An 18,560-nucleotide genomic window follows, 5' to 3' on the forward strand; every position below is an offset into this window, starting at 1 on the left:
GGGCCACCGCCCGTCCCGGGGAACCGGGCGTCCGGCAAACGGAACGATCCGCCGGTCGGTTCGTCCTTCCCGCGATGACCATCCGCACTGTCCTCGCCGACCGGCGACTCCATCTCGCCGCCGGGGGCGTGATTGCGCTGCTCGTCGTGGCGCTGGTCGTGCTCGCGATGATGCCATGGGGAATGTTCAAATCGACCATCGAGTCGCGGCTGAGCGACAGTTTCGGGCGGAAGGTGACGATCGCCTCGGTCGAGCGGCTCGACGGTTTCTCGCTCTCGCCGACCGTCGCGATCCGGGGGTTGCGCATCCCGCAGGCGAGCTGGGCCGGGACGGGCGACCTGATCAAGGTCGACAGCGCGACGCTGCGCTTCCCGGTATTGCCGCTGCTGATCGGCCAGTTCCGCCCGGGCACGATCGACGTCAACGGCGCGCATCTCGTGCTCGTTCGCGACGCGCAGCGCCGCAAGAGCTGGAGCAAGCCCGACGACCCCGCGCAGGATGGCGGCGGCGGGGATGCGATATCCCCGACCAGCCTGCGGATCGCGAACAGCAGCATCACCTATCGCGATGCCTTTCAGCAACGCACCTTCACCGCGGCGATCGCCGCCGATCCGCAGCGCGGCGTGACCCTGGACGGCACCGGCGTGGTGCGCGGCGAGCCGGTGACGATCGCGGCGCGCGGCCCCGCGGTCGAGGGCGCCGAAGGCAAGCCCTGGCCGTTCCGGGCGACGATCCGCGGTGCCGCGCTCGACATGACGATCATCGGGGCGATGGATGCGCCGCTCGATCCGGGGGCGCTGAGCATGGATGTCACCGCCCGCGCCGACGATCTGAAATTCGTCGACTCGATCGTCGAGGCCGGCCTGTTCGGCACCCGCCCGGTCCGGCTCAAGGCCCATGCCCGGCGCGACGGCGCCATGTGGAAGGTCACCGGGCTGAGCGGACTGATCGGCCAGTCGGACATTGCGGGTCACGTCACCGTGCGCAAGGTCGACGGGCGGACCAAGCTCGACGGCGCGGTCTTCTCCAACCGGCTCGACTTCGACGATTTCGCGTCACACGCGGGCGCCGCCGAGGCAGCGGCGAAGCGCCAGGCGATCGGCMTGCGGCTGGTGCCCGACACGCGGATCAACATCCGCAAGATCACCCGTACCGACGGCACCATCGCCTTCACCGCCCGGCAGCTGGTCAGCGCCAAGCCCTCGTCGCTGCGGGCGATACGCGGCACCATCACGATCGACCATCAGCTGATGACCATTGCCCCGTTCGCGCTCGACCTGACTCGGGGCGCCATCACCGGATCGATGCGAGTCGATCAGCGCGGCGGGCGCAAGGAACCGCTGGTGCAGATCGACCTGACGATGCGCGGCAGCAGCATCGCCACACTCGCGGGCGGCAATGGCGAGGTCGACGGGCGCGTCGATGGGCGGGTGAAGCTGACCGGCACCGGCAGCACGATCCGCGAAGTGGTCGGCGCCTCGGACGGCACGATCGGGCTGGTCGCGCGGGACGGCGTGCTGCCGGCGAAGATCGCCTCTTTCCTCGGCCTGGATCTTGGCCGCGGGCTGTTCACCGACAAGGACGCGCGGTCGACCCTGCGCTGCGCGATCGTCCGGCTCTCGGTGCGGCGCGGGGTCGGGACGACCGATCCGTTCCTGATCGACACGACTCGCAGCCAGGCGAACGGCGCCGGCACGATCAGCTTCCCGTCCGAGCAGATGGCGATCCGCGTGACCGGCGCGCCCAAGGAGAAAAGCGTGCTGCGCCTGCCCGGATCGCTGACCATCGGCGGGTCGATCAAGGCGCCCGACGTCGGGCTCGCGCCGGGTACCAAGTCGGTCGGCAATATCTTCAAGGCGATCGGCCGGTCGATCGCCGGAACTCAGGGGCCGCGCGCGACGGACGCGGACTGCGCGGGGCTGGCAGCGCGGACGCTGGGGTGATCGCTTCGCGACGAGCGCTCTACCCCCGGACCTTGCCGAAATGCCAGGCAAGATAGGCGCCGATTGCGAGCCAGCCGGCCGCTGCGGCGACCAGACCAGGCAGCAGGCCGGCGTCCGGCAGCCAGAGGATCATCAGCGCCACGCCGGCGAAGAGATTGGCCGAGCCCCACAGCATGTTCACCAGCGGCGGCGAATTGCCGATGCCGCGCGGCGTGGCGAACGGCGTCGGGAAGGGGTCGCCGGACAAACCGTTCGCAAGATGGGGAATCGCGTTGCAGAGCAGCGCGCCGGCGAGGAAGAGAAGCGCCAGGGTCATTTCGTCGCCTCGTCAAATGGATAGGTTTCGGTCGCCCCTCGTTTGCTGGTGAGCACCATCACGAGGAACCCGACCATGACGCTTAAAGCCATTGCCCTCAACTGCACGCTCAAGGCCGACGCCTCGAAGGAATCCTCCACTGACGCGATGATCGCGGTGCTGAAGGACGCGTTCGCCAAGGTGGATGTGGAGGTGACCGAGACGGTTCGTGTCGCCGCGTTCGACATCAAGCCGGGCGTTACCTCCGATGAAGGGGATGGCGACGAATGGCCGGCGCTGCGCGAAAAGATACTGGCGCATGACATATTGATCTTCGGCGGGCCGATCTGGATGGGTCAGGTCGGCAGCGTCGGCAAGCGTGTGCTGGAGCGGATGGATGCCTTCCTGAGCGAAACCGACGACCAGGGGCGGATGCCGAGCTATTCGAAGGTCGCGATCGCGGCGATCGTGGGCAATGAGGACGGGGCGCATATGTCGTCCTCGCAGATCTTCCAGTCGCTGAACGATGTCGGGTGGACGATCCCCGCGGTCGCGGCCTGTTACTGGGTTGGCGAGGCGATGGGGGATGTCGACTTCAAGGATCTGGAGAAGACGCCGGACAAAGTGCTGGAGACCGCGAAGATGGTGGCGGGGAATGCGGCGCATCTGGCCGGCTTGCTGAAGGGCGCACCGTATCCCGGATAGTTCAATCCTCCCCGGCACGGGGAGGAATTAAGGGATCAGCACCGTCGCCCCGCGCGTCTCGCCCGCCTCCAGCGCGCGGTGCGCCTCGGCGGCGTCTTCCAGTGCGAAGGTCTGGCCGATCTCCGGCACGATCGCGCCGGCCGCCAGCATCTCGAACAGGCGGCCGGTGCCGGCCTGTTTCTCGGCATGGTCGAGATAATAGTCGAACAGGGTCGGACGGGTGACGAACAGCGAGCCCTTGGCTGCCAGCACGCCGAGCGCCACATCGGTGACGGCGCCCCCGGCATTGCCATAGCTGACGATCAGGCCGCGCTTCGCCGCCGCCGCCAGCGAGACCTGCCAGGTCGTCCTGCCGATGCCATCGAGTACCACCGGGACGCCCTTGCCACCGGTCAGCGCGCGGACCTCCTTCGCCACATCGACCTGCTTGTACAGCAGGACATGGTCGGCGCCCGCCGCCCGCGCCTGCTCGGCCTTCTCCGCGGTACTGACCGTGCCGATCACCGTCGCCCCGAGATGCTTGAGCCAGCCGACCAGCAGATGGCCGACGCCGCCCGCCGCGGCATGGACCAGCACGGTCTGGCCGGCCTGCACCTTGGCGCAGCGCTCGACGAGGAATTCCGCCGTGCATCCCTTGAGCAGCAGCGCCGCGGCGGTGCGATCGTCGACGCTGTCGGGCAGAATCATCACCTGGTCCGCCGGCAGGTTGCGCTCGGTCGCATAGGCGCCGCGCGCCGGGCCGAAGGTACCGACGCGGTCGCCGACCGCGACTCCGTCGACGCCGGGGCCGACCGCCTCGATCACGCCTGCCGCTTCGCCGCCAAGGCCGGTCGGCAGCTCGGCGGGGTAGAGGCCGCTGCGGAAATAGGTGTCGATATAGTTCAGCCCGACTGCGGTGTTGCGCATGCGGACCTCACCGGGACCGGGATCGGGCAGGTCGATATCGACCCACTGAATCACCTCCGGGCCACCGGTCCGCTCGATCCGTGCAACGCGCGCCATGTGTCGGTCTCCTGCTGGGATGAGGTGCACATAATCATCGCGTTTCAGGTTGCAACGTTTCGCGTTGCCAGCCATCTAGACCGCAACACCGTACCGCGAATTCAAAAATCGGAGGCGAGGATGAAGAGCTACCTCAACCAGTATATCGACGGCGCCTGGGTCGAGAGCGAGGGCGGCACGCGCCATGAGGTGATCGATCCGGCGACCGAGCAGCCCTGCACCGAGATCACGCTCGGCACCAGCGCCGATGTCGACAAGGCGGTCGCCGCGGCCCGCCGCGCGTTCGAGAGCTGGTCGCAGACCAGCGTCGAGGAGCGCGCCGCGCTGCTCGGCCGGATCATCGAGGAATATAAGGCGCGCATCCCCGATCTCGCCGCCGCGATCAGCCAGGAAATGGGTGCGCCGATCGGCTTCGCCACCGCGGCGCAGGCACCGACCGGGCTTGGTCATTTCATGAACACACTGAAGGCGCTGAACGCGTTCCAGTTCGAGGAGCGGCTGGGCCGCGCCCGGGTGGTGCATGAGCCGCTGGGCGTCGTCGCGATGATCACGCCGTGGAACTGGCCGCTCAACCAGATCTGCGCGAAGGTCGCCCCGGCGCTCGCCGCCGGCGACACCATGGTACTGAAGCCGAGCGAGGAATCGCCCGCCTGCGCGATGATCCTCGCCGAGATACTGGAAAAGGCCGGCGTGCCGGCGGGCGTGTTCAACCTGGTCAATGGCGACGGGCCGGGTGTGGGCGCGGCGCTGTCGAGCCACAAGGACGTCGACATGGTGAGTTTCACCGGATCGACCCGCGCCGGCATCGCGGTGGCGCAGGCCGCCGCCGCGACCGTGAAGCGCGTGCATCAGGAACTGGGCGGCAAGGCGCCGAACCTGGTACTCGAGGGCGCCGATCTCGCCAGCGTGCTGCCGCCGACGGTGTCGGGCGTGCTCGCCAATTCGGGCCAGAGCTGCATCGCACCGACCCGCCTTCTGGTCCATGCCTCGCAGGTCGATGATGCCACGCAGATCGTGAAGACGATGATGGAGGCGACTCAGGTGGGCGATCCATCCGTGATGGGCGCGCATATCGGCCCAGTGGTCAACAAGGCGCAATATGAGAAGATCCAGGGCCTGATTCAGTCAGCGATCGACGAGGGCGCGACGCTGGTCACCGGCGGCACCGGGCGGCCCGACGGGCGCAATGCGGGGTATTTCATCAAGCCGACCCTGTTCACCGGCGTCACGCCCGACATGCGCATCGCGCAGGAGGAGACGTTCGGGCCGGTCGCGACGATCACCTCCTATGAGACTCAGGACGAGGCGATCCGCCTTGCCAACGACACGCCTTATGGCCTGTCCGCCACCATCTCGGGCGACCCCGCCGCTGCGGCGAAGGTCGCGCCGCGGCTGCGCGCCGGACTCGTGACGATCAACTCCTGGTCGCCCGAGGGCAGCGGCCCGTTCGGCGGCTACAAGCAGTCGGGCAATGGCCGGGAGGGCGGCAAATATGGCCTGACCGACTTCATGGAGGTGAAGAGCATCGTGGGCGAACCCGCCTGACCCGATGACCCTGACCATCGATGTCCTGATGCCCGCCGCCGCCAGCGACTATGGCGTGGCGGCGGTGGCGATCCTCGACCAGTATCGCGCGGCCTTTGCGGCGCGCGACATGGCGCTTGCCACCCGGCCCTGGGACCAGGGACCGGGGGACGGCGATGTCACGCTGGCACTGTTCGCCTGGGGCTATCATCTCGACGTCGCGCGCTGGGAAGCGATCCTCGCCGCCTGGCCGGCGGAGCGGTTGTTGCTCAACGCCCCTGCCCTGCTCGCCTGGAACACGCGCAAGACCTATCTGCGCGAGCTCGAAGCGGCGGGCATGCCGATCGTGCCGAGCTGGTTCGGCCGCGCCGACACGGCGAGCGTCGCGGCGGCGTTCGAACGGTTCGGCGCCGGGGAGCTGGTGGTGAAGCCGCAGGTTTCGGGCGGGAGCTACCGCACGGTGCGCGTCCGGCCGGGCGACGCGGTCGAGCCGCTCGACGATGCGATCGTGCAGCCATTCGTGTCGGCGGTTTCCGGTGAGGGCGAGCTGTCCTTCCTGTTCATCGGGGGCATGTTCAGCCATGCCGTGCGCAAGGTGGCAAAACCGGGCGATTTCCGCATCCAGCCGCAATTCGGGGGGCAATTCAGCCGGTTCGAGCCCGAAGCGTCGCAACGGGCGCTGGCCGAAACMGTGATCGCGGCGCTGCCTGACGCACCGCTCTATGCCCGGGTCGACCTGTTGCGGCTCGCGGACGGCAGCCTGGCGCTGATGGAGCTGGAGGCGATCGAGCCCGACCTTTATCCGCATATGGCGCCGGAGCTGCCCGGTCGCCTGGCGGAGGCCGTGGCCGCGCGGCTCTAACGCCGCCAGGGGCGAAGCGGCCGGTAGCTCGCCGCCTCATTTTCCGCGCGCCTTTCCACCTCGATCAGGYGGCGACGCTCGAGGTGCGCGACTGCTGCCTGGCAGGACCGGCGCGACAGGCCGGTACGCTCGGCGATGATGGCGTAACTCAGCGCCTCCGGGCCGCTCGCCTCGATCAGCAGATAGACGAGAAAGGCCGATGGCCGGCGGTCATGGCCGACCAGGTCGCCCATCAGCGTGTCGATCACATAGGAGTCGAGCGATATGGCATTCATTGCCATGGCAATGCCTGCACCCCTCCCCGGCCGCAAGCCCCTTGTCTAGGCTCGCGGGCAAGGAGATGGCGATGATCAAGATGGTGAAGTTCGTGAGCATCCCGACGACGGACCAGGACCGCGCGCTCGATTTCTGGACGAAGAAGATGGGGTTCCGCGTCGTGACCGACCAGCCGATGGGCGAGACTCAGCGCTGGATCGACCTGGGCATTCCCGGCGCGGAGACCAGTGTGGTGCTGTTCACGCCCGAGGGGCATGAGGATCGGATCGGCAGCTTCTTCAACGGCTCCTTCGCGTGCGACGACGTCGATTACAGCTATCGCCAGTTAAGCGAGCGCGGGGTGGAATTCGATGGCCCGCCGGAGAAACAGCCCTGGGGGACCTTCGCGCGATTCCGCGATCCGGATGGCAACCAGTTCATCATGTCGAGCCGGTAGATTTGCTTCGACGAATGCATGCTGAATCGCACGCTTCCCAATCCAGATCATCATGCCGGACCTGTTCCGGCATCCATGGCTCCGCAAGCGCCGCAGCGGTGGGGTTTGCGGATCGATGGACCCGGACAAGTCCGGCGTGACGGATGAGGGACGCGCAGCTTACCTAAAAAACTCAATAATCCTTCGACACCCGGAGGTTCGCGCTCTGGCGGCCGAGGGTGGAGATGCTCGACAGGATCGACAGCCAGCGGGTGACCTGGAATTCGACCTGGGTCGCGGAATAGCCGGCGCCGTCCGTGATGATCTCGGCGAAAAGCCGGCGGGTGATATATTTGCCTGCGGCGACCGAGGTGCCCGCGCCGGTCTGCGGATCGGCGGGCAGGATGCGCAGCCGGTCGAGGCCCGCCGCGCGGCGCACCGCGTTGATCGGGTTGAGCCCGCCGCTGCCATCGCGCAGCGCCGCGACCGCCGCCGCGAGCTGAAGCGCCTCGGGCGCCGAGAGATTGGTGATCGAGGTGCCGAACAGCAACCGCGAGAGCAGTTCGTCTTCCGGCAGCGCGGGTGTGCTGGTGAAGCTGATCTCCGGCTTCTGCGCGAAGCCGGTGACCCGGATCGTCGCGCTCAGCCCGGTCGAATCCGCATTGGCCGCGATATCGAGCGACGGGTTGGCCGGCACCTCGCCCGCGAAGCGGATACGGCCGCGCACCAGCTCGAACTGCCGGCCGGCGAATTCGTAATCGCCGCGGATCAGGTCCGCCTCGCCGGTGATGGCGGGGTTTTCGGGCGCGCCGCCAATCTGGAGGTCCGCCGACCATTCGCTGCTGAGTCCCAGACCGCTGACGGTCAATTCGGTGGGCGCGTGCGCCTTGATTGCCAGCCGCCACGGCTTGCGCGGAACATCGTCCTCCTCGCCGCCGCCGGGCAGGTTGATCTCGCGGATGTTGAGCTGCGGCACCGCGCTCGCCGCGGTCGCCTGGCCGAGCCGGTAGCGGCTCTTGTTGAGCAGCAGGTCGCCGCCGATCACCCCGCCCTGGCCGTCCGACTTGATCGTCAGCGGCCCGGTGACGGTCGCGCCGATATCGTCGCGGTTGATCATCACCGCATTCTCCGCGCGAATCGCGAGGTCGATGCCGAAGCCGTTGGCGGCGGCAAGATCGAAGCTGCCGGTGCCGGTGACGCGCCCGCCCTTGCCCGCGTCCGCCGCGAACCTGTCGATCACCAGGCGCGACCCGCCGAAGCGCCCGGTGGCCTCGACATTGGTGAGCAGGGTGCCGGTCACGCCGCTTTCGATCCGCGCATTCTTCGCCTGGACCACGCCGCGGATCTGCGGATCATTGACCTTGCCGCCAAGATCGGCCCCGATCGCGATCGGGCCGGTCAGGTCGAACAGCTCGATGCCGGTCAGCCGCCACAGCGTATCGGCTGGGCCGTCATAGCGAAGCTGCGCGAACAGCGCGGCGTTGGCCAGCTGGGTCGGCAGATCGCCCGAACCCGACAGGGTGAGCTGTGCCTGGGCGCGGCCGACCATCTTGCCGCCGCTTTTCGCCACGGCGCGCGCCGCTGCCTTGCCCGGCTGGAGGATGCCGGCAATGCCGACATCGACCGGCTGCGATGAGAGGATCAGTCCCGACCGGGTCAACCCGCGCACCGTCATGTCGACCCGTCCGGTCGGCGCCGCCCCGCGGCTTTGCGTGAAGGACAGCTTGCCCGAGGCAGTGCCGCCCAGCCCGAGGCCCGGATAGCCGATGTCGAGGATCGACAGCGGCATGCGCGACAGGGTCGCGTCGACCGAACTCGATGCGCCGGTGAACCGCCCCGCGACTTCCGCCTCGCCGCCGGCAAAACTCAATCTGGCGGGCGCGAGCCGCCAGCCATCGCCGTCGCGCGTGAACACCGCCGGCGTCACCAGCTTGATCGGCCGGCGATCGAGCGTGCCCTGCGCCGTCAGGGTGAAACTGTCGGGCGTCACCTCGGTCACGGTCTGGATATCGAAGGCGCGCCCACGCGAGCCGGAGATCGAGGCGCGGATCTGGCCGCGCCCGCCGCGCAGGGAGATGTTGGCCGCGACCCGCCCGAGCGACAGCGTGCCGCGCCGGAGGCCGGCGCCGGTCGCCGTCGCTTCGATCGACGTCCCCGCCGGATCGAGCAGCATCACCGCATCGATCCGACCGCGTCGCAAGGTGACGTTGTTGGCGAACGTGGCCGCGGCGATGTCGAGATGCGCTTCGATGCGCTGGATGCTGCCGACGGGACGGAACAGCAATTCGCCCGACAGACCACCACCCGCAATGGCCAGTCGCCCGTCGAAACCGCCATCGACGATCGCCAGGGTTCCGGTCGCCTTGCTGCCGCTGACGTTCAGTTCGTCGATCTGGATCGATCCACCACCACCCGGCGGCAACAGGATCTCGCCCTTGCCGTCGAACGGCCCGAGCCGCGATCCGCCCCGCGCGGTGAACGCAAAGCCGCGCGCGGTCGGATCGAGATGCGCCACGACGCCGGCCAGGCCCAAGGTATCGTTGGGCCGCTCGAACACCAGGTCGAGCGTCGGCCGTTCGATCTTGCCATCGAGTTTCAGGGTCAGCGGGCCATAGGTCGCCTGAGTCCCGCGCCCCTCGAAGTGGAAGGTGCCGTCGCGACGGCGGATGCCGTTGCCGGCGAGCCGCAGCGAAGGCGAGGTCAGCACCAGATTGTTGAGATGGAGAATGCCGTCGGGCGTGCGCTCCAGCCCGGTGACGAGCTTCGGCAGGCCGCCGGTGAGCGAGCGGAAGAAAGCGTTGTCGAGCCGCACCATCTGCGCCGTGCCGGTGCCGATCACCCGTGTACCGTGGCCGCCGGGGCCGGGCACCACGCGCAGGGTCGATTTGACGTCGACGATGCCGAGACCGGGGATCAGGTAGCGCCCGAGCATGCCGTTGATCCCGACCTCGAACTTGCCGGTCGCCAGGTCGAGGATCAGGTTGATTCGCCCGGTCAGCTTGTCCGATTTCACGCGGAGATCGTCCCCGGTGACGAACTTGCTGGTGACGCGCAGCACGCCGTCCAGGCTGAGATTGCGCAGGATGCCGCCGGCCACGTCGCCGACACCGGTCACCCGCGCGGCGGTGAAACGGATCGGCACCTTGATCGGCTGTTTCGAGAAATTGCCGGCGCCGCCGGCGCGCGCGACCTCGAACCCGGTCTGGTCGAAGGCGAAGCGGTCCGCGGTCAGGCGATAGTCGAAATGCGCGGTGGCAAAGACGCCGTCGAGGATTGCGCGCAGCTCGATCCCGCGGCCGCTCATATTGGGGAACAGCGCCTTTGGCTGGAGCAGCCGGGCATGGATCCGCAGGTTGCGGTACGCGCCCTGCCCCAGATCCACCGTGCCGACCGTGTCGACCGCCATGGCCGCCGACCGGAGGTTGAGACTGCCCTCCAGCCGCCGCTCGGCAAGGGTTGCCGCGCCGTTGACGATCACGCGCGGTGTCGTCAGCCGCTGCAGCTTCCCTTTGGAGAGCGGCGCCGGGTTGAGGGTGCCGGTCAGCGCATAGGTGCCCGAACGATTGGTCAGCGCGAGATCGATCAGCCGCACATCGCCGACATCGGCGCGCGCCATGCCCTTCCACACGGTCCAGGTGCCGTCGCCCGATACGTCCATCGCGATCGGGCGGGCAAAACCGGCGAGCTTCGCCAGCACGCCGGTCGCGCTGCCGCGCGCATGGATGTCCGCGTCGAACTTGTTGCGATCCGGCTCGGCATCGAGCTTCAGTGTCAGCGTGTCGCTGCCCTCGACCATCGCGTTCAGATCGACCAGCGCACGGCCGGCATGGATTTCCGCCCGTCCGGCCAGCCGGCCAATCCGCGCCACGCCGGTGATCTTCGGTGAGACCGCCAGCCGGTCGACGCGCAACTCGCCGATCCGGATATCGAAGGAGGGCAGCAACGGCCCGGCCTTGCCGGTGCGGATCGTCTGGGGAAGCTTGGCCAGGGTCGCGCGGGGGATGACCAGACTGCGAATATGCAGGCGGTTGTCGAGCCAGGCGAAGGGGACCCAGCGCAGTTCGGCGCGCGGCGCGTAGAAGATCAGGCCCTTGGGATCGGAGATGCGGACGTCGATCAGCCGCGCCTTGGAGAAGAGCGATCCCTCGATCCGCCCGACGCTGTAGCGCAGCCCGTTGGAGGGCCGCAGCGCCGCGATCCGGTCCGCCACCCAGCGATGGCCAATGGCGGTATCGAGCACCGCCAGCCCGACCATCAGCAAGGCAACGATGCCCAGCAGGCCGCCCACCAGCCAGCGCCACCAGCGGCGGCGCGCCTTGACGGCAGCCGGGGGTGCCGTTTCTTCGGTCAAAAGGCCTGCCCCAGCGAGACATAGACCGCGACGCGTGAATCCCCGCGCTGGGGGTTGATCGGCGTGCCGACATCGATGCGGATCGGCCCGAAGCTTGAATAATAGCGCACGCCGATGCCGGTGCCGAAGCGGAACTGCGTGAATTTGGGCAGAGGCGAGGTGTAGATGTTGCCGCCATCGAGGAACGGCACCACGCCGAAATTGCCGAACGCCTTGACCCGCGCCTCGAGGCCGAATTCGGTCAGGCTGCGTCCGCCGATCGGCGCATTGTTCGGATCGCGCGGCCCGATGCTCTGATACCCATAGCCGCGGACCGAGGCGCCGCCGCCGGCATAGAAACGCCGCGACGGCGCGATCGCGTCGCGCGGCGCGCCGGCAATCGTGCCCAGCCGGATGCGCCCGGCCATCACCACCCGGTCGCTGACCGACTGATAGGCGCTCGCGTCGATTTGCATCCGGGCATAGCCGAAGGCCGATCCCTCGAGCGAAATCTCGGGCGAGAATCGTCCCCCCAGCCGGAACCCCCGGGTCGGATTGAGCAGGTCGTCCGATCCGTCATAGATGAGCGTGGTGGGCAGCGCGCCGATGAAGAAGGTGCGGCGGCGCGGCGCGCCGGTCGACAGGATCACGTCGCGCTCGTCCGACGCGGCCAGCTCGGCGCCGAGCGACCAGGTCCATTTCTTCTGGAAGAAGATGTTGGTCTGCTTCTCCAGGCTGCCCGATATCGAAAAGGTCTTCGCCTGATAGGCGTCGCGCGTCAGGTTGGAGGCGACGATCTGGCCGGTCAGAACCCGATCACGCGCATGAAAGTTGCTGCGGCGGAATACGACGCTGGCGAGCTGTTCCTTGGTGCCGAGCACGCCGCGCAGGGTCAGAGCGCCCTCGGGAGGAAACAGGTTGCGATGAGTCCAGCTCGCCTCGGCGCGTACGCCTTCACCGGTGCCATAACCGATCTCGCCGGCGATGGTGTGCGGCGGCGCGGGCGCGAGCCCGACATTGATGTCGACGACCTGGGGGTCGGCGCTCTGCACCGGCTTGATGTCGACGGTGGACACCAGGCTGGTCTGGATCAGTGCGCGACGCAGATCTTCAAGCGCCGCGGCATTATAGGGTTCGCCGGGCGCGAAGCGGGCGATCTCCATAATGTGCTTTGCGTCGAACACCTTGTTATCGGCTGCGGTCGTGATGGTACCGAAGCGCTTCTGCCCGCCTGGGTCGACTGTCATCGCCAGAGTCGCGGTGTGAGTCGCATGGTCGACGACGATCTCGGGCTCGCCCATCTCGGCAAAGGGAAAGCCCTGCTGGCCGATCGCGGTGCGCAACTGCGCCTCGCCCGCCGCAATCCTGTCGGCGTTGACCGCATCGTCGGCCTTCACGCCAAAGGCATCGCGCAGCCCCGGTTCCTTGTCGCCGGCGGCGGCGACGCCGGCAAGGGTAACGCCCTCGAACTTGTAGATCACGCCCGGCTCGGCATCGAGCACTACGACTGGCCGGCCCGCGGCCCGCTCGATCCGGGTGGAGACCCGCGCGTCATAATAGCCCTCTGCGCGGAGCAGTCCCACCAGCAGCGTGGAATCCTCGCGCGCGCGCCGGTCGAGCTGCGCGGCATTGGCCGGATCGCCCTCATGCGCCTTCAACGTGGAGAGCCCGAGGAAGCGCAGGTGGAGCAACGGACTGGCTACCGCGTCGATGCCTTCGATGCGGTAGCTGTAGCGCGATTCCCCGGTCATCTCGGCCTGGGCGGCCGCGGCCGGATCGACCGGCTCGGGCGGGGCCGCATCGAGATCGGGCCAGTCGACACCGAGACCCGGCATGGGTGCAAGCGGCGATTGCGGATCGAGCGCGGAGGGCTGCTGCGGCAGCGTCTGGGAAGCGGTCGCCGCGCCGCCATCCTGCGCATGAACGCCGGGCGCGGTGCAGACAAAAAGACCAGCGGCGGCACACAACACCGTGCCACGCGCCCTTACGGGTAACCACATGCCCCAGTCCTAGCGGGTCAAATCCCCCAGCGACAGTGGCTTGGCGCTCAACCTCCCTGAGCGGTGCCGATCACGCGTCGGCGGTGGCCCGATCCCATGGCCGGACGCTGGCGTCTTGCGGCGGGACATGGCAGAGGCGGGCCATGGCCAGCAAACCACCCACCCGCACCCCGCTTGCCGGCGGCGCCCTGATCGCGCTGGGCGCCCTGGGCGGCGCCGTGATCGGCCAGTTGCTGTACGCGCCGATCCCCGGGCTGCTGATCGGCACCGGGCTTGGCATCGCCGTCTCGATCGCGATGTGGCTGTTGAACCTGCAGCGCTAGCCCGCCGGGATTACCGCAGCGCGCGCGACAGCCAGACGACCCGGCCGAGCACTTCCACCTCGTCCGGCGCCCGGGACGGAATCGGCGGGAAATCCATATTGTCGCTGGTGATGGCGATCAGCTCCCCCGCCCTGGCCAGCCGTTTCACCATCAACGCGCCGTCCATGCGGACGACGAAGATACCGCCCTTCGCCACGACCTTCCGGTCGCGTTCGTCGATCAGCATGCGATCGCCGTCCTCGATCGTCGGCGACATCGAATCGCCCTGGGCGCGCAGCACCGCGCTCTCCTCCTCGCGCACGCCGAGCGACGCCAGCAAGCGCGGGTCGAACAGCTCGCCGCCCAGCAACCGGTCATCCTCGGCCAGCCCGCCCGGCCCCGCCGAGGCCGCCACGTCGAGCCGCCGGACCTGCGCGACCGACGGGATGGCGGGCGTTTCGGGCCCGCCCAGCACCGCCTCGTCGACGCGGAAATAGCCGGCGAGCAGCTTGCGGTCGCGCTCCGCCAGCAAGCGCGGCGTACCACGCTTCACATATTGCTGGAGATAGGCCGGGTTGCGGTGGAGCATGCGCGACAGCGCGGCATAGCTTTCCCCGCTCGCCTCGACGAGGCGGTCCAGGGCCATGCGAGGATCAGACGCCTCCATTCCCGTTCCAATAGCATAGGAAAATTCCTAGACAAGTTGGAATTTACGGAACAGACCGGGAACACAACCAAGAGACTCGGGAAGGGCTGTGATGTCGGTGCTGGCAAGAATCAATCGCTATCTGAAGAGGACGGGCATGCCGCCGACGCGGTTCGGGCGGCTCGCCATCAACGACCCGCGGCTGGTCGGCGACATGCGCAACGGACGGGAACCCGGGCCGCGCGTGATCGCGCGGATCGAGGCGTTCCTCGCACAGGGCCGCGAACGATGAGCCGGGGCCCCGATGCAGCCACGCTGCTCGTCCGCCGCCTGGAGGCCGATTCGCTGCGCGCCGGCTGTCCGACGCGCGTGACCGAGTCGGGCTGGACGCGCTGGGCCAGCGCCACCTTCAGCGGCGCGCGCCATGAACTGGGGCTCGAAGCCCTCGCCTCACCCACCCTCGATGCATGGCTCGAAGCGTTGCCCGAAGCGGATCTGCCGCTGCGCGGCCATCTGGTCGCGGATATCGTGGTGGTCGGCATATCCCATGCCGACGGCATGGCGACGATCGCGATCGAAGCGCTGACCGTGGAAGAATAGAGTCAGCCGCGGCTGCCGAGACGCCGCAGCGACCCCAGGGCCAGGGCCAGCGCCAGCGGATCCCTATCATGGGGCAGCGGCCGCGACAGCGGCGGTGCTATCGTCTCGCGCCCGCCGAAACTATGCTCGAGCCGATCGAGCAGCGCATGGATGCTGGCCGACGGATCCTTCTCGACCAGCGCCGAGGCAAAGGGCCGGGCGGGTGCGAAAGGCCGGTCGCGACCGCGCGGTACCGGGCGGAACGGGTTCCTGGCGCGGAAGAACCCTGCCGGCTCGAACGTCGCGGCGCGAACGGGCTGCGTCAGGTCGGCGGTCGCGACGCGTAGGCCGGGCTCGAACGGCTGCCGGTCGACCGGCTTCGCCGGAATGGCGCCCGGATCATAGGCAGCCAGCGGCAGGTCGAGATCGGCGGGCAGAGCGCGTTCGAAGACCACTTTCTTCACCGGCACTGCATCGACCGCGGCAGCGGCAATCACTTCCGCCCTGGCGCGGACCGGGCGATGCGCGCGCACCTCGAGAAAGGGTGTGCCCAGCTCGCGGCTGGCCGACAGCGGCCGCCGCGCCGGCGCGTCCGGATGGGCATCGGCCCGGCGCAGCACTGGCGGCGCGTCGTCGCCGGCCGATTTCTCCACGACGATCGCACGGTCGCCCAGCAGGAACAGGCCAAACCAGACGATCAGCGCGACGCCGGCCATCAGGATCAGCACCGCGCCGGCCGGGCTCGCGCCGGCGACCCCGCCATCGATCATGCCGGGGTCGATGAGGCGCGTCGGGACAAGCGCGAAGGCGAGCGCGACGCCGCCACCGATCACCGCCGCGACGAGCGGCGCGACCGGGAGGTTCAGCTGTTGGCGGCGCACGGTATCGACCATCTGTACGGGATGGCATGCTTTTATGAGTTTTTGGTTAACGCCGGCGTAACGTCCGGCATCGCCGGCCTGTTGCGCCGGTAACTCCCGGTGGAACCTCACCCCCGTCCCGCGCATTCCGGCCCTATGGCCAAGATCAGTTATTGCGACGACAGCGAGCCCGGCATCACCCGGAAGAAGATGCGGCATGGCTGGGGTTATTTCGATCCCGAGGGCAACCGCATCACTGACCGCGACGAAATCGACCGGCTGAACGCGGTCGGCCTGCCCCCGGCCTATCGCGACGCCTGGTATTGCCCGAAACCCAATGGCCATATCCAGGCGATCGGCTGGGACGAGAAGGGCCGCAAGCAATATCGCTATCACCCGGAATTCCGCGAGGCCCAGGAATCCGCCAAATATGAGCTGTGCGCGCCGTTCGGCCGCGCCCTGCCGAAACTGCGGGCACGAGTCGAGGCGGACCTGAAGCGGCGCGGATTCGACAAGGAAACGGCGGTGGCTGCCATCGTCCGCCTGCTCGATCTCGGCCATGTCCGGATCGGCAATGAAGGCTATGTGAAGGCGAACAAGAGCTTCGGCGCGACCACGCTTCGGAAGCGCCATGCCAATCTGCGCGGCAAGACGCTGAAGCTGCAGTACAAGGCCAAGTCGGGCAAGCTGCGCGTGCTGACCATCACCGACGGCTCGCTCAGCCGATTCGTCAGAAAGTGCCAGGATCTGCCGGGCCAGCATCTGTTCCGCTGGATCGACGCCGCCGGCGAGGCGCATCCGGTCACCTCGTCGGACGTCAACGCCTATATCCGCGATGCGATGGGCGAGGATTATTCGGCCAAGCATTTCCGCACCTGGGGCGCGAGCGTGCTCGCATTCGAGACCTTGGCCGGTGCCGGCCACGACATCAGCCTGAAGACGATGCTGGAGCCGGTCACCGAGGCGCTGGGCAACACGCCCGCCATCGCGCGCAAATCCTATGTCCACCCCGCGCTGCTCGCCGCGGTGAAGGACGGGCAGGCAGCGCTTCGCGAGACGCCCCTGCCGCGATCGACTCAATATCTGTCGCGCGCCGAGCGCGGGCTGATCGATTTCCTCGAAAACCCTGGTGCCGCGACGCCCGCCAAGGCAGCATGATTTCATGACAGTAACGAACAACACGCAGGCCCAGTCGCCTGTCCTTTCCGCGTCCAACGTGCAGGATCAGGCCGAGGACCTGTTCACCGCCAGCTCGATCTGGATTCAGACTCACTGGCTGCAGATCATCATCGCCGTCGCTGCCGCGGCGGTGATCGTCGTCGTGCTGCATTTCCTGCGGCGGCTCGGCAACAAGCTGTGCAATCTCCGGCCCGGCCAGGCCGGCTGGGGCACGGTGTTCGGTCGCGCCATCGTCAAGACCGGCAATTTCTTCATCGTCATGGTCGCGGCCAAGCTGGTCGCCGGCTATGCCAATGCCCCGCACGAGGTGGCGACGACGATCACTTTCCTGTTCACCGTTTCGGCGGTGTTCCAGGCGGCGATCTGGGCGCGCGAGATCATCCTCGGCACGATCGAGCACCGCACCCATTCCGAACATTATTCTGGCGAGGCGATCGGCAGCGCGATGGGCATCATCCGCCTGCTCGTGACCTTCGCGCTGTTCGCGATCGCATTGATCGTCGTGCTCGACAATCTCGGGGTGAACGTCACCGGCCTGGTCGCCGGCCTCGGCGTCGGCGGCATCGCGATCGGCCTTGCGGCGCAGGGCATCTTCGCCGACCTGTTCGCCGCGCTGGCGATCATCTTCGACCGCCCGTTCCGGCGCGGCGACGCGATCTCCTACGACACCAGCTCGGGCACGGTGGAAGCGATCGGCCTCAAATCGACCCGCATCCGCGCGGCGACCGGCGAGGAACGGATCATCGCCAACCGCAACCTGCTCGACAAGGAGATCCTGAACACCAGCCAGCGCGACTATCGCCGCGGCCAGTTCAAGCTCGGCCTGGTGCAGTGGACGCCGGTCGAGAAGATGGAAAAGCTGCCCGACATCCTGGAGGAAGTGATCGAGGGATGCGGCCGCAAGTTCGTCCGCGCCGGCTTTATCGGCTTCGGCGAGGCGAGCTATGATTTCGACGTCGAATTCGATTCGCCGACATCAAGCTTCGAGGATTTCTTCGCCGCCCGCCATGCCGTCGGCCTCGGCATCATCAAACGGCTGAACGCGGAAGGGATCGAGCTCGCCTATCCCACGCAGACCGCCTTCACCGCGGCACCGCGCGGCGGGATGATCGCGCCCTATCCCGACGGGCCGATCTATGGCGAGAATGCCGCGCCGATCGCTGACGATCCCGGCACCACGGCCGAGCTGAAACGGTCGGGCAATCACTCGGCCGTCGACCAGGATTCGCATCCATGACCAACGATCATGAAGCGATCGTCCGTGCCCAATATGAGGCGTTCCGCGATCGTCGTCGCGAGGATAGCGAGGCGCTGCTCGCGCCCGACTTCACCTTCACCAGCCCCTATGACGACGCCATTTCGCGCGCCGCCTTTTTCGACCGGTGCTGGCCCAATGGAGACAGGTTCGCCGAATTCCGGGTCGAGCGGGTCGCGCCGGATCCGGAAGGAGCGTTCGTCACCTATCTCGTCACTGCCGATACGGGCGAGCAATTCCGCAACACTGAATATGTGACCGTCTCTGATGGGCAGATCCACAGCGTCCATGTCTATTTCGGCGAAAGCTATCGCAGCGGAGAATTCGTCGCCAGGAAGCCGGAAATCTGAAGCCGGCGGTCCCCCCTCCCCGGGCAAGCCCGGGGAG

18 protein-coding genes are annotated in these 18,560 nt (G+C 67.9%); 11 read left to right on the forward strand and 7 right to left on the reverse strand.

All coding sequences use genetic code 11. The features are described 5' to 3' along the window. The first annotated feature begins 74 nt into the window (after positions 1-74). Positions 75-1,943 carry an AsmA family protein gene (locus AC1DX5_RS20005; RefSeq protein WP_478016997.1) on the forward strand — a complete coding sequence of 623 codons (1,869 nt, stop codon included), beginning with the start codon at positions 75-77 and terminating at the stop codon, positions 1,941-1,943. Between the two features lie 19 nt (positions 1,944-1,962). Here the strand turns inward: AC1DX5_RS20005 and AC1DX5_RS20010 are convergent, their stop codons facing one another. Beyond that, complete coding sequence (locus tag AC1DX5_RS20010; RefSeq protein WP_478016999.1) at positions 1,963-2,259, reverse strand: hypothetical protein; 297 nt, start codon at positions 2,257-2,259, stop codon at positions 1,963-1,965. A 75-nt stretch (positions 2,260-2,334) separates the two neighbouring features. Between AC1DX5_RS20010 and AC1DX5_RS20015 the strand changes: the two genes are divergently transcribed. After that, a complete protein-coding gene (locus tag AC1DX5_RS20015) occupies positions 2,335-2,943 on the forward strand; it encodes a flavodoxin family protein (RefSeq protein ID WP_478017001.1) in 609 nt (202 codons plus the stop codon). 27 nt (positions 2,944-2,970) lie between these two features. On the opposite strand, the gene AC1DX5_RS20020 is transcribed toward AC1DX5_RS20015, so the two are convergent. Continuing rightward, positions 2,971-3,945, reverse strand: a complete 975-nt coding sequence (locus AC1DX5_RS20020) for a quinone oxidoreductase family protein (protein ID WP_478017002.1) — start codon at positions 3,943-3,945, stop codon at positions 2,971-2,973. Between the two features lie 120 nt (positions 3,946-4,065). Between AC1DX5_RS20020 and AC1DX5_RS20025 the strand changes: the two genes are divergently transcribed. Continuing rightward, positions 4,066-5,490, forward strand: coding sequence for an aldehyde dehydrogenase family protein (locus AC1DX5_RS20025; RefSeq protein WP_478017004.1), 1,425 nt, complete (start codon positions 4,066-4,068; stop codon positions 5,488-5,490). Positions 5,491-5,494: 4 nt separating this feature from the next. After that, a complete protein-coding gene (locus tag AC1DX5_RS20030) occupies positions 5,495-6,331 on the forward strand; it encodes an ATP-grasp domain-containing protein (protein WP_478017006.1) in 837 nt (278 codons plus the stop codon). On the opposite strand, the gene AC1DX5_RS20035 is transcribed toward AC1DX5_RS20030, so the two are convergent. Continuing rightward, positions 6,328-6,612 (reverse strand): hypothetical protein, encoded by a 285-nt coding sequence (locus tag AC1DX5_RS20035; protein ID WP_478017008.1) that lies wholly within the window; start codon positions 6,610-6,612, stop codon positions 6,328-6,330. The genes AC1DX5_RS20030 and AC1DX5_RS20035 overlap by 4 nt on opposite strands. A gap of 65 nt (positions 6,613-6,677) precedes the next feature. Between AC1DX5_RS20035 and AC1DX5_RS20040 the strand changes: the two genes are divergently transcribed. Then, positions 6,678-7,043, forward strand: coding sequence for a VOC family protein (locus AC1DX5_RS20040; protein ID WP_478017010.1), 366 nt, complete (start codon positions 6,678-6,680; stop codon positions 7,041-7,043). 172 nt (positions 7,044-7,215) lie between these two features. On the opposite strand, the gene AC1DX5_RS20045 is transcribed toward AC1DX5_RS20040, so the two are convergent. Together AC1DX5_RS20045 and AC1DX5_RS20050 are read right to left on the reverse strand one after the other, a co-directional pair. Then, positions 7,216-11,277 carry a translocation/assembly module TamB domain-containing protein gene (locus AC1DX5_RS20045; RefSeq protein ID WP_478017080.1) on the reverse strand — a complete coding sequence of 1,354 codons (4,062 nt, stop codon included), beginning with the start codon at positions 11,275-11,277 and terminating at the stop codon, positions 7,216-7,218. Between the two features lie 92 nt (positions 11,278-11,369). Further along, a complete protein-coding gene (locus AC1DX5_RS20050) occupies positions 11,370-13,352 on the reverse strand; it encodes an autotransporter assembly complex protein TamA (protein ID WP_478017012.1) in 1,983 nt (660 codons plus the stop codon). A gap of 143 nt (positions 13,353-13,495) precedes the next feature. On the opposite strand from AC1DX5_RS20050, the gene AC1DX5_RS20055 reads away from it, so the two are divergent. Beyond that, on the forward strand, positions 13,496-13,675 hold the full coding sequence (locus AC1DX5_RS20055; protein ID WP_465172259.1) for a hypothetical protein: 180 nt from the start codon (positions 13,496-13,498) through the stop codon (positions 13,673-13,675). Positions 13,676-13,685: 10 nt separating this feature from the next. On the opposite strand, the gene AC1DX5_RS20060 is transcribed toward AC1DX5_RS20055, so the two are convergent. Next, on the reverse strand, positions 13,686-14,300 hold the full coding sequence (locus AC1DX5_RS20060) for a S24 family peptidase (RefSeq protein WP_465175973.1): 615 nt from the start codon (positions 14,298-14,300) through the stop codon (positions 13,686-13,688). 157 nt (positions 14,301-14,457) lie between these two features. Between AC1DX5_RS20060 and AC1DX5_RS20065 the strand changes: the two genes are divergently transcribed. Next, entirely contained in the window at positions 14,458-14,592 is a 135-nt protein-coding gene (locus tag AC1DX5_RS20065) for a hypothetical protein (RefSeq protein ID WP_478017013.1), read from the forward strand. Next, positions 14,589-14,900 carry a hypothetical protein gene (locus tag AC1DX5_RS20070; protein ID WP_478017015.1) on the forward strand — a complete coding sequence of 104 codons (312 nt, stop codon included), beginning with the start codon at positions 14,589-14,591 and terminating at the stop codon, positions 14,898-14,900. Before AC1DX5_RS20065 ends, AC1DX5_RS20070 begins: the two co-directional genes overlap by 4 nt. 2 nt (positions 14,901-14,902) lie before the next feature. Here AC1DX5_RS20070 and AC1DX5_RS20075 read toward each other — a convergent pair whose 3' ends face one another. Further along, positions 14,903-15,772 (reverse strand): hypothetical protein, encoded by an 870-nt coding sequence (locus AC1DX5_RS20075; RefSeq protein ID WP_478017016.1) that lies wholly within the window; start codon positions 15,770-15,772, stop codon positions 14,903-14,905. A gap of 123 nt (positions 15,773-15,895) precedes the next feature. On the opposite strand from AC1DX5_RS20075, the gene AC1DX5_RS20080 reads away from it, so the two are divergent. The 3 genes from AC1DX5_RS20080 to AC1DX5_RS20090 are packed head-to-tail and all read left to right on the forward strand — an operon-like array spanning position 15,896 to position 18,523. Then, positions 15,896-16,897 (forward strand): DNA topoisomerase IB, encoded by a 1,002-nt coding sequence (locus AC1DX5_RS20080; protein ID WP_478017018.1) that lies wholly within the window; start codon positions 15,896-15,898, stop codon positions 16,895-16,897. A 4-nt stretch (positions 16,898-16,901) separates the two neighbouring features. Continuing rightward, positions 16,902-18,155 carry a mechanosensitive ion channel family protein gene (locus AC1DX5_RS20085; protein WP_478017020.1) on the forward strand — a complete coding sequence of 418 codons (1,254 nt, stop codon included), beginning with the start codon at positions 16,902-16,904 and terminating at the stop codon, positions 18,153-18,155. Continuing rightward, entirely contained in the window at positions 18,152-18,523 is a 372-nt protein-coding gene (locus AC1DX5_RS20090; RefSeq protein WP_478017021.1) for a nuclear transport factor 2 family protein, read from the forward strand. Before AC1DX5_RS20085 ends, AC1DX5_RS20090 begins: the two co-directional genes overlap by 4 nt. The last annotated feature ends 37 nt before the right edge of the window (positions 18,524-18,560 follow it).

The sequence above is a fragment of the Sphingomonas sp. P2_B6 genome, assembly GCF_056404755.1.

Coding starts and splice junctions, on each gene's coding strand:
- AC1DX5_RS20010 (WP_478016999.1), bottom strand. CDS start 2,259: ATGACCCTGGCGCTTCTCTTCCTCGCCGGCGCGCTGCTCTGCAACGCG.
- AC1DX5_RS20015 (WP_478017001.1), top strand. CDS start 2,335: ATGACGCTTAAAGCCATTGCCCTCAACTGCACGCTCAAGGCCGACGCC.
- AC1DX5_RS20020 (WP_478017002.1), bottom strand. CDS start 3,945: ATGGCGCGCGTTGCACGGATCGAGCGGACCGGTGGCCCGGAGGTGATT.
- AC1DX5_RS20025 (WP_478017004.1), top strand. CDS start 4,066: ATGAAGAGCTACCTCAACCAGTATATCGACGGCGCCTGGGTCGAGAGC.
- AC1DX5_RS20040 (WP_478017010.1), top strand. CDS start 6,678: ATGATCAAGATGGTGAAGTTCGTGAGCATCCCGACGACGGACCAGGAC.
- AC1DX5_RS20045 (WP_478017080.1), bottom strand. CDS start 11,277: ATGGTCGGGCTGGCGGTGCTCGATACCGCCATTGGCCATCGCTGGGTG.
- AC1DX5_RS20050 (WP_478017012.1), bottom strand. CDS start 13,352: ATGTGGTTACCCGTAAGGGCGCGTGGCACGGTGTTGTGTGCCGCCGCT.
- AC1DX5_RS20055 (WP_465172259.1), top strand. CDS start 13,496: ATGGCCAGCAAACCACCCACCCGCACCCCGCTTGCCGGCGGCGCCCTG.
- AC1DX5_RS20060 (WP_465175973.1), bottom strand. CDS start 14,300: ATGGCCCTGGACCGCCTCGTCGAGGCGAGCGGGGAAAGCTATGCCGCG.
- AC1DX5_RS20065 (WP_478017013.1), top strand. CDS start 14,458: ATGCCGCCGACGCGGTTCGGGCGGCTCGCCATCAACGACCCGCGGCTG.
- AC1DX5_RS20070 (WP_478017015.1), top strand. CDS start 14,589: ATGAGCCGGGGCCCCGATGCAGCCACGCTGCTCGTCCGCCGCCTGGAG.
- AC1DX5_RS20075 (WP_478017016.1), bottom strand. CDS start 15,772: ATGGTCGATACCGTGCGCCGCCAACAGCTGAACCTCCCGGTCGCGCCG.
- AC1DX5_RS20080 (WP_478017018.1), top strand. CDS start 15,896: ATGGCCAAGATCAGTTATTGCGACGACAGCGAGCCCGGCATCACCCGG.
- AC1DX5_RS20085 (WP_478017020.1), top strand. CDS start 16,902: ATGACAGTAACGAACAACACGCAGGCCCAGTCGCCTGTCCTTTCCGCG.
- AC1DX5_RS20090 (WP_478017021.1), top strand. CDS start 18,152: ATGACCAACGATCATGAAGCGATCGTCCGTGCCCAATATGAGGCGTTC.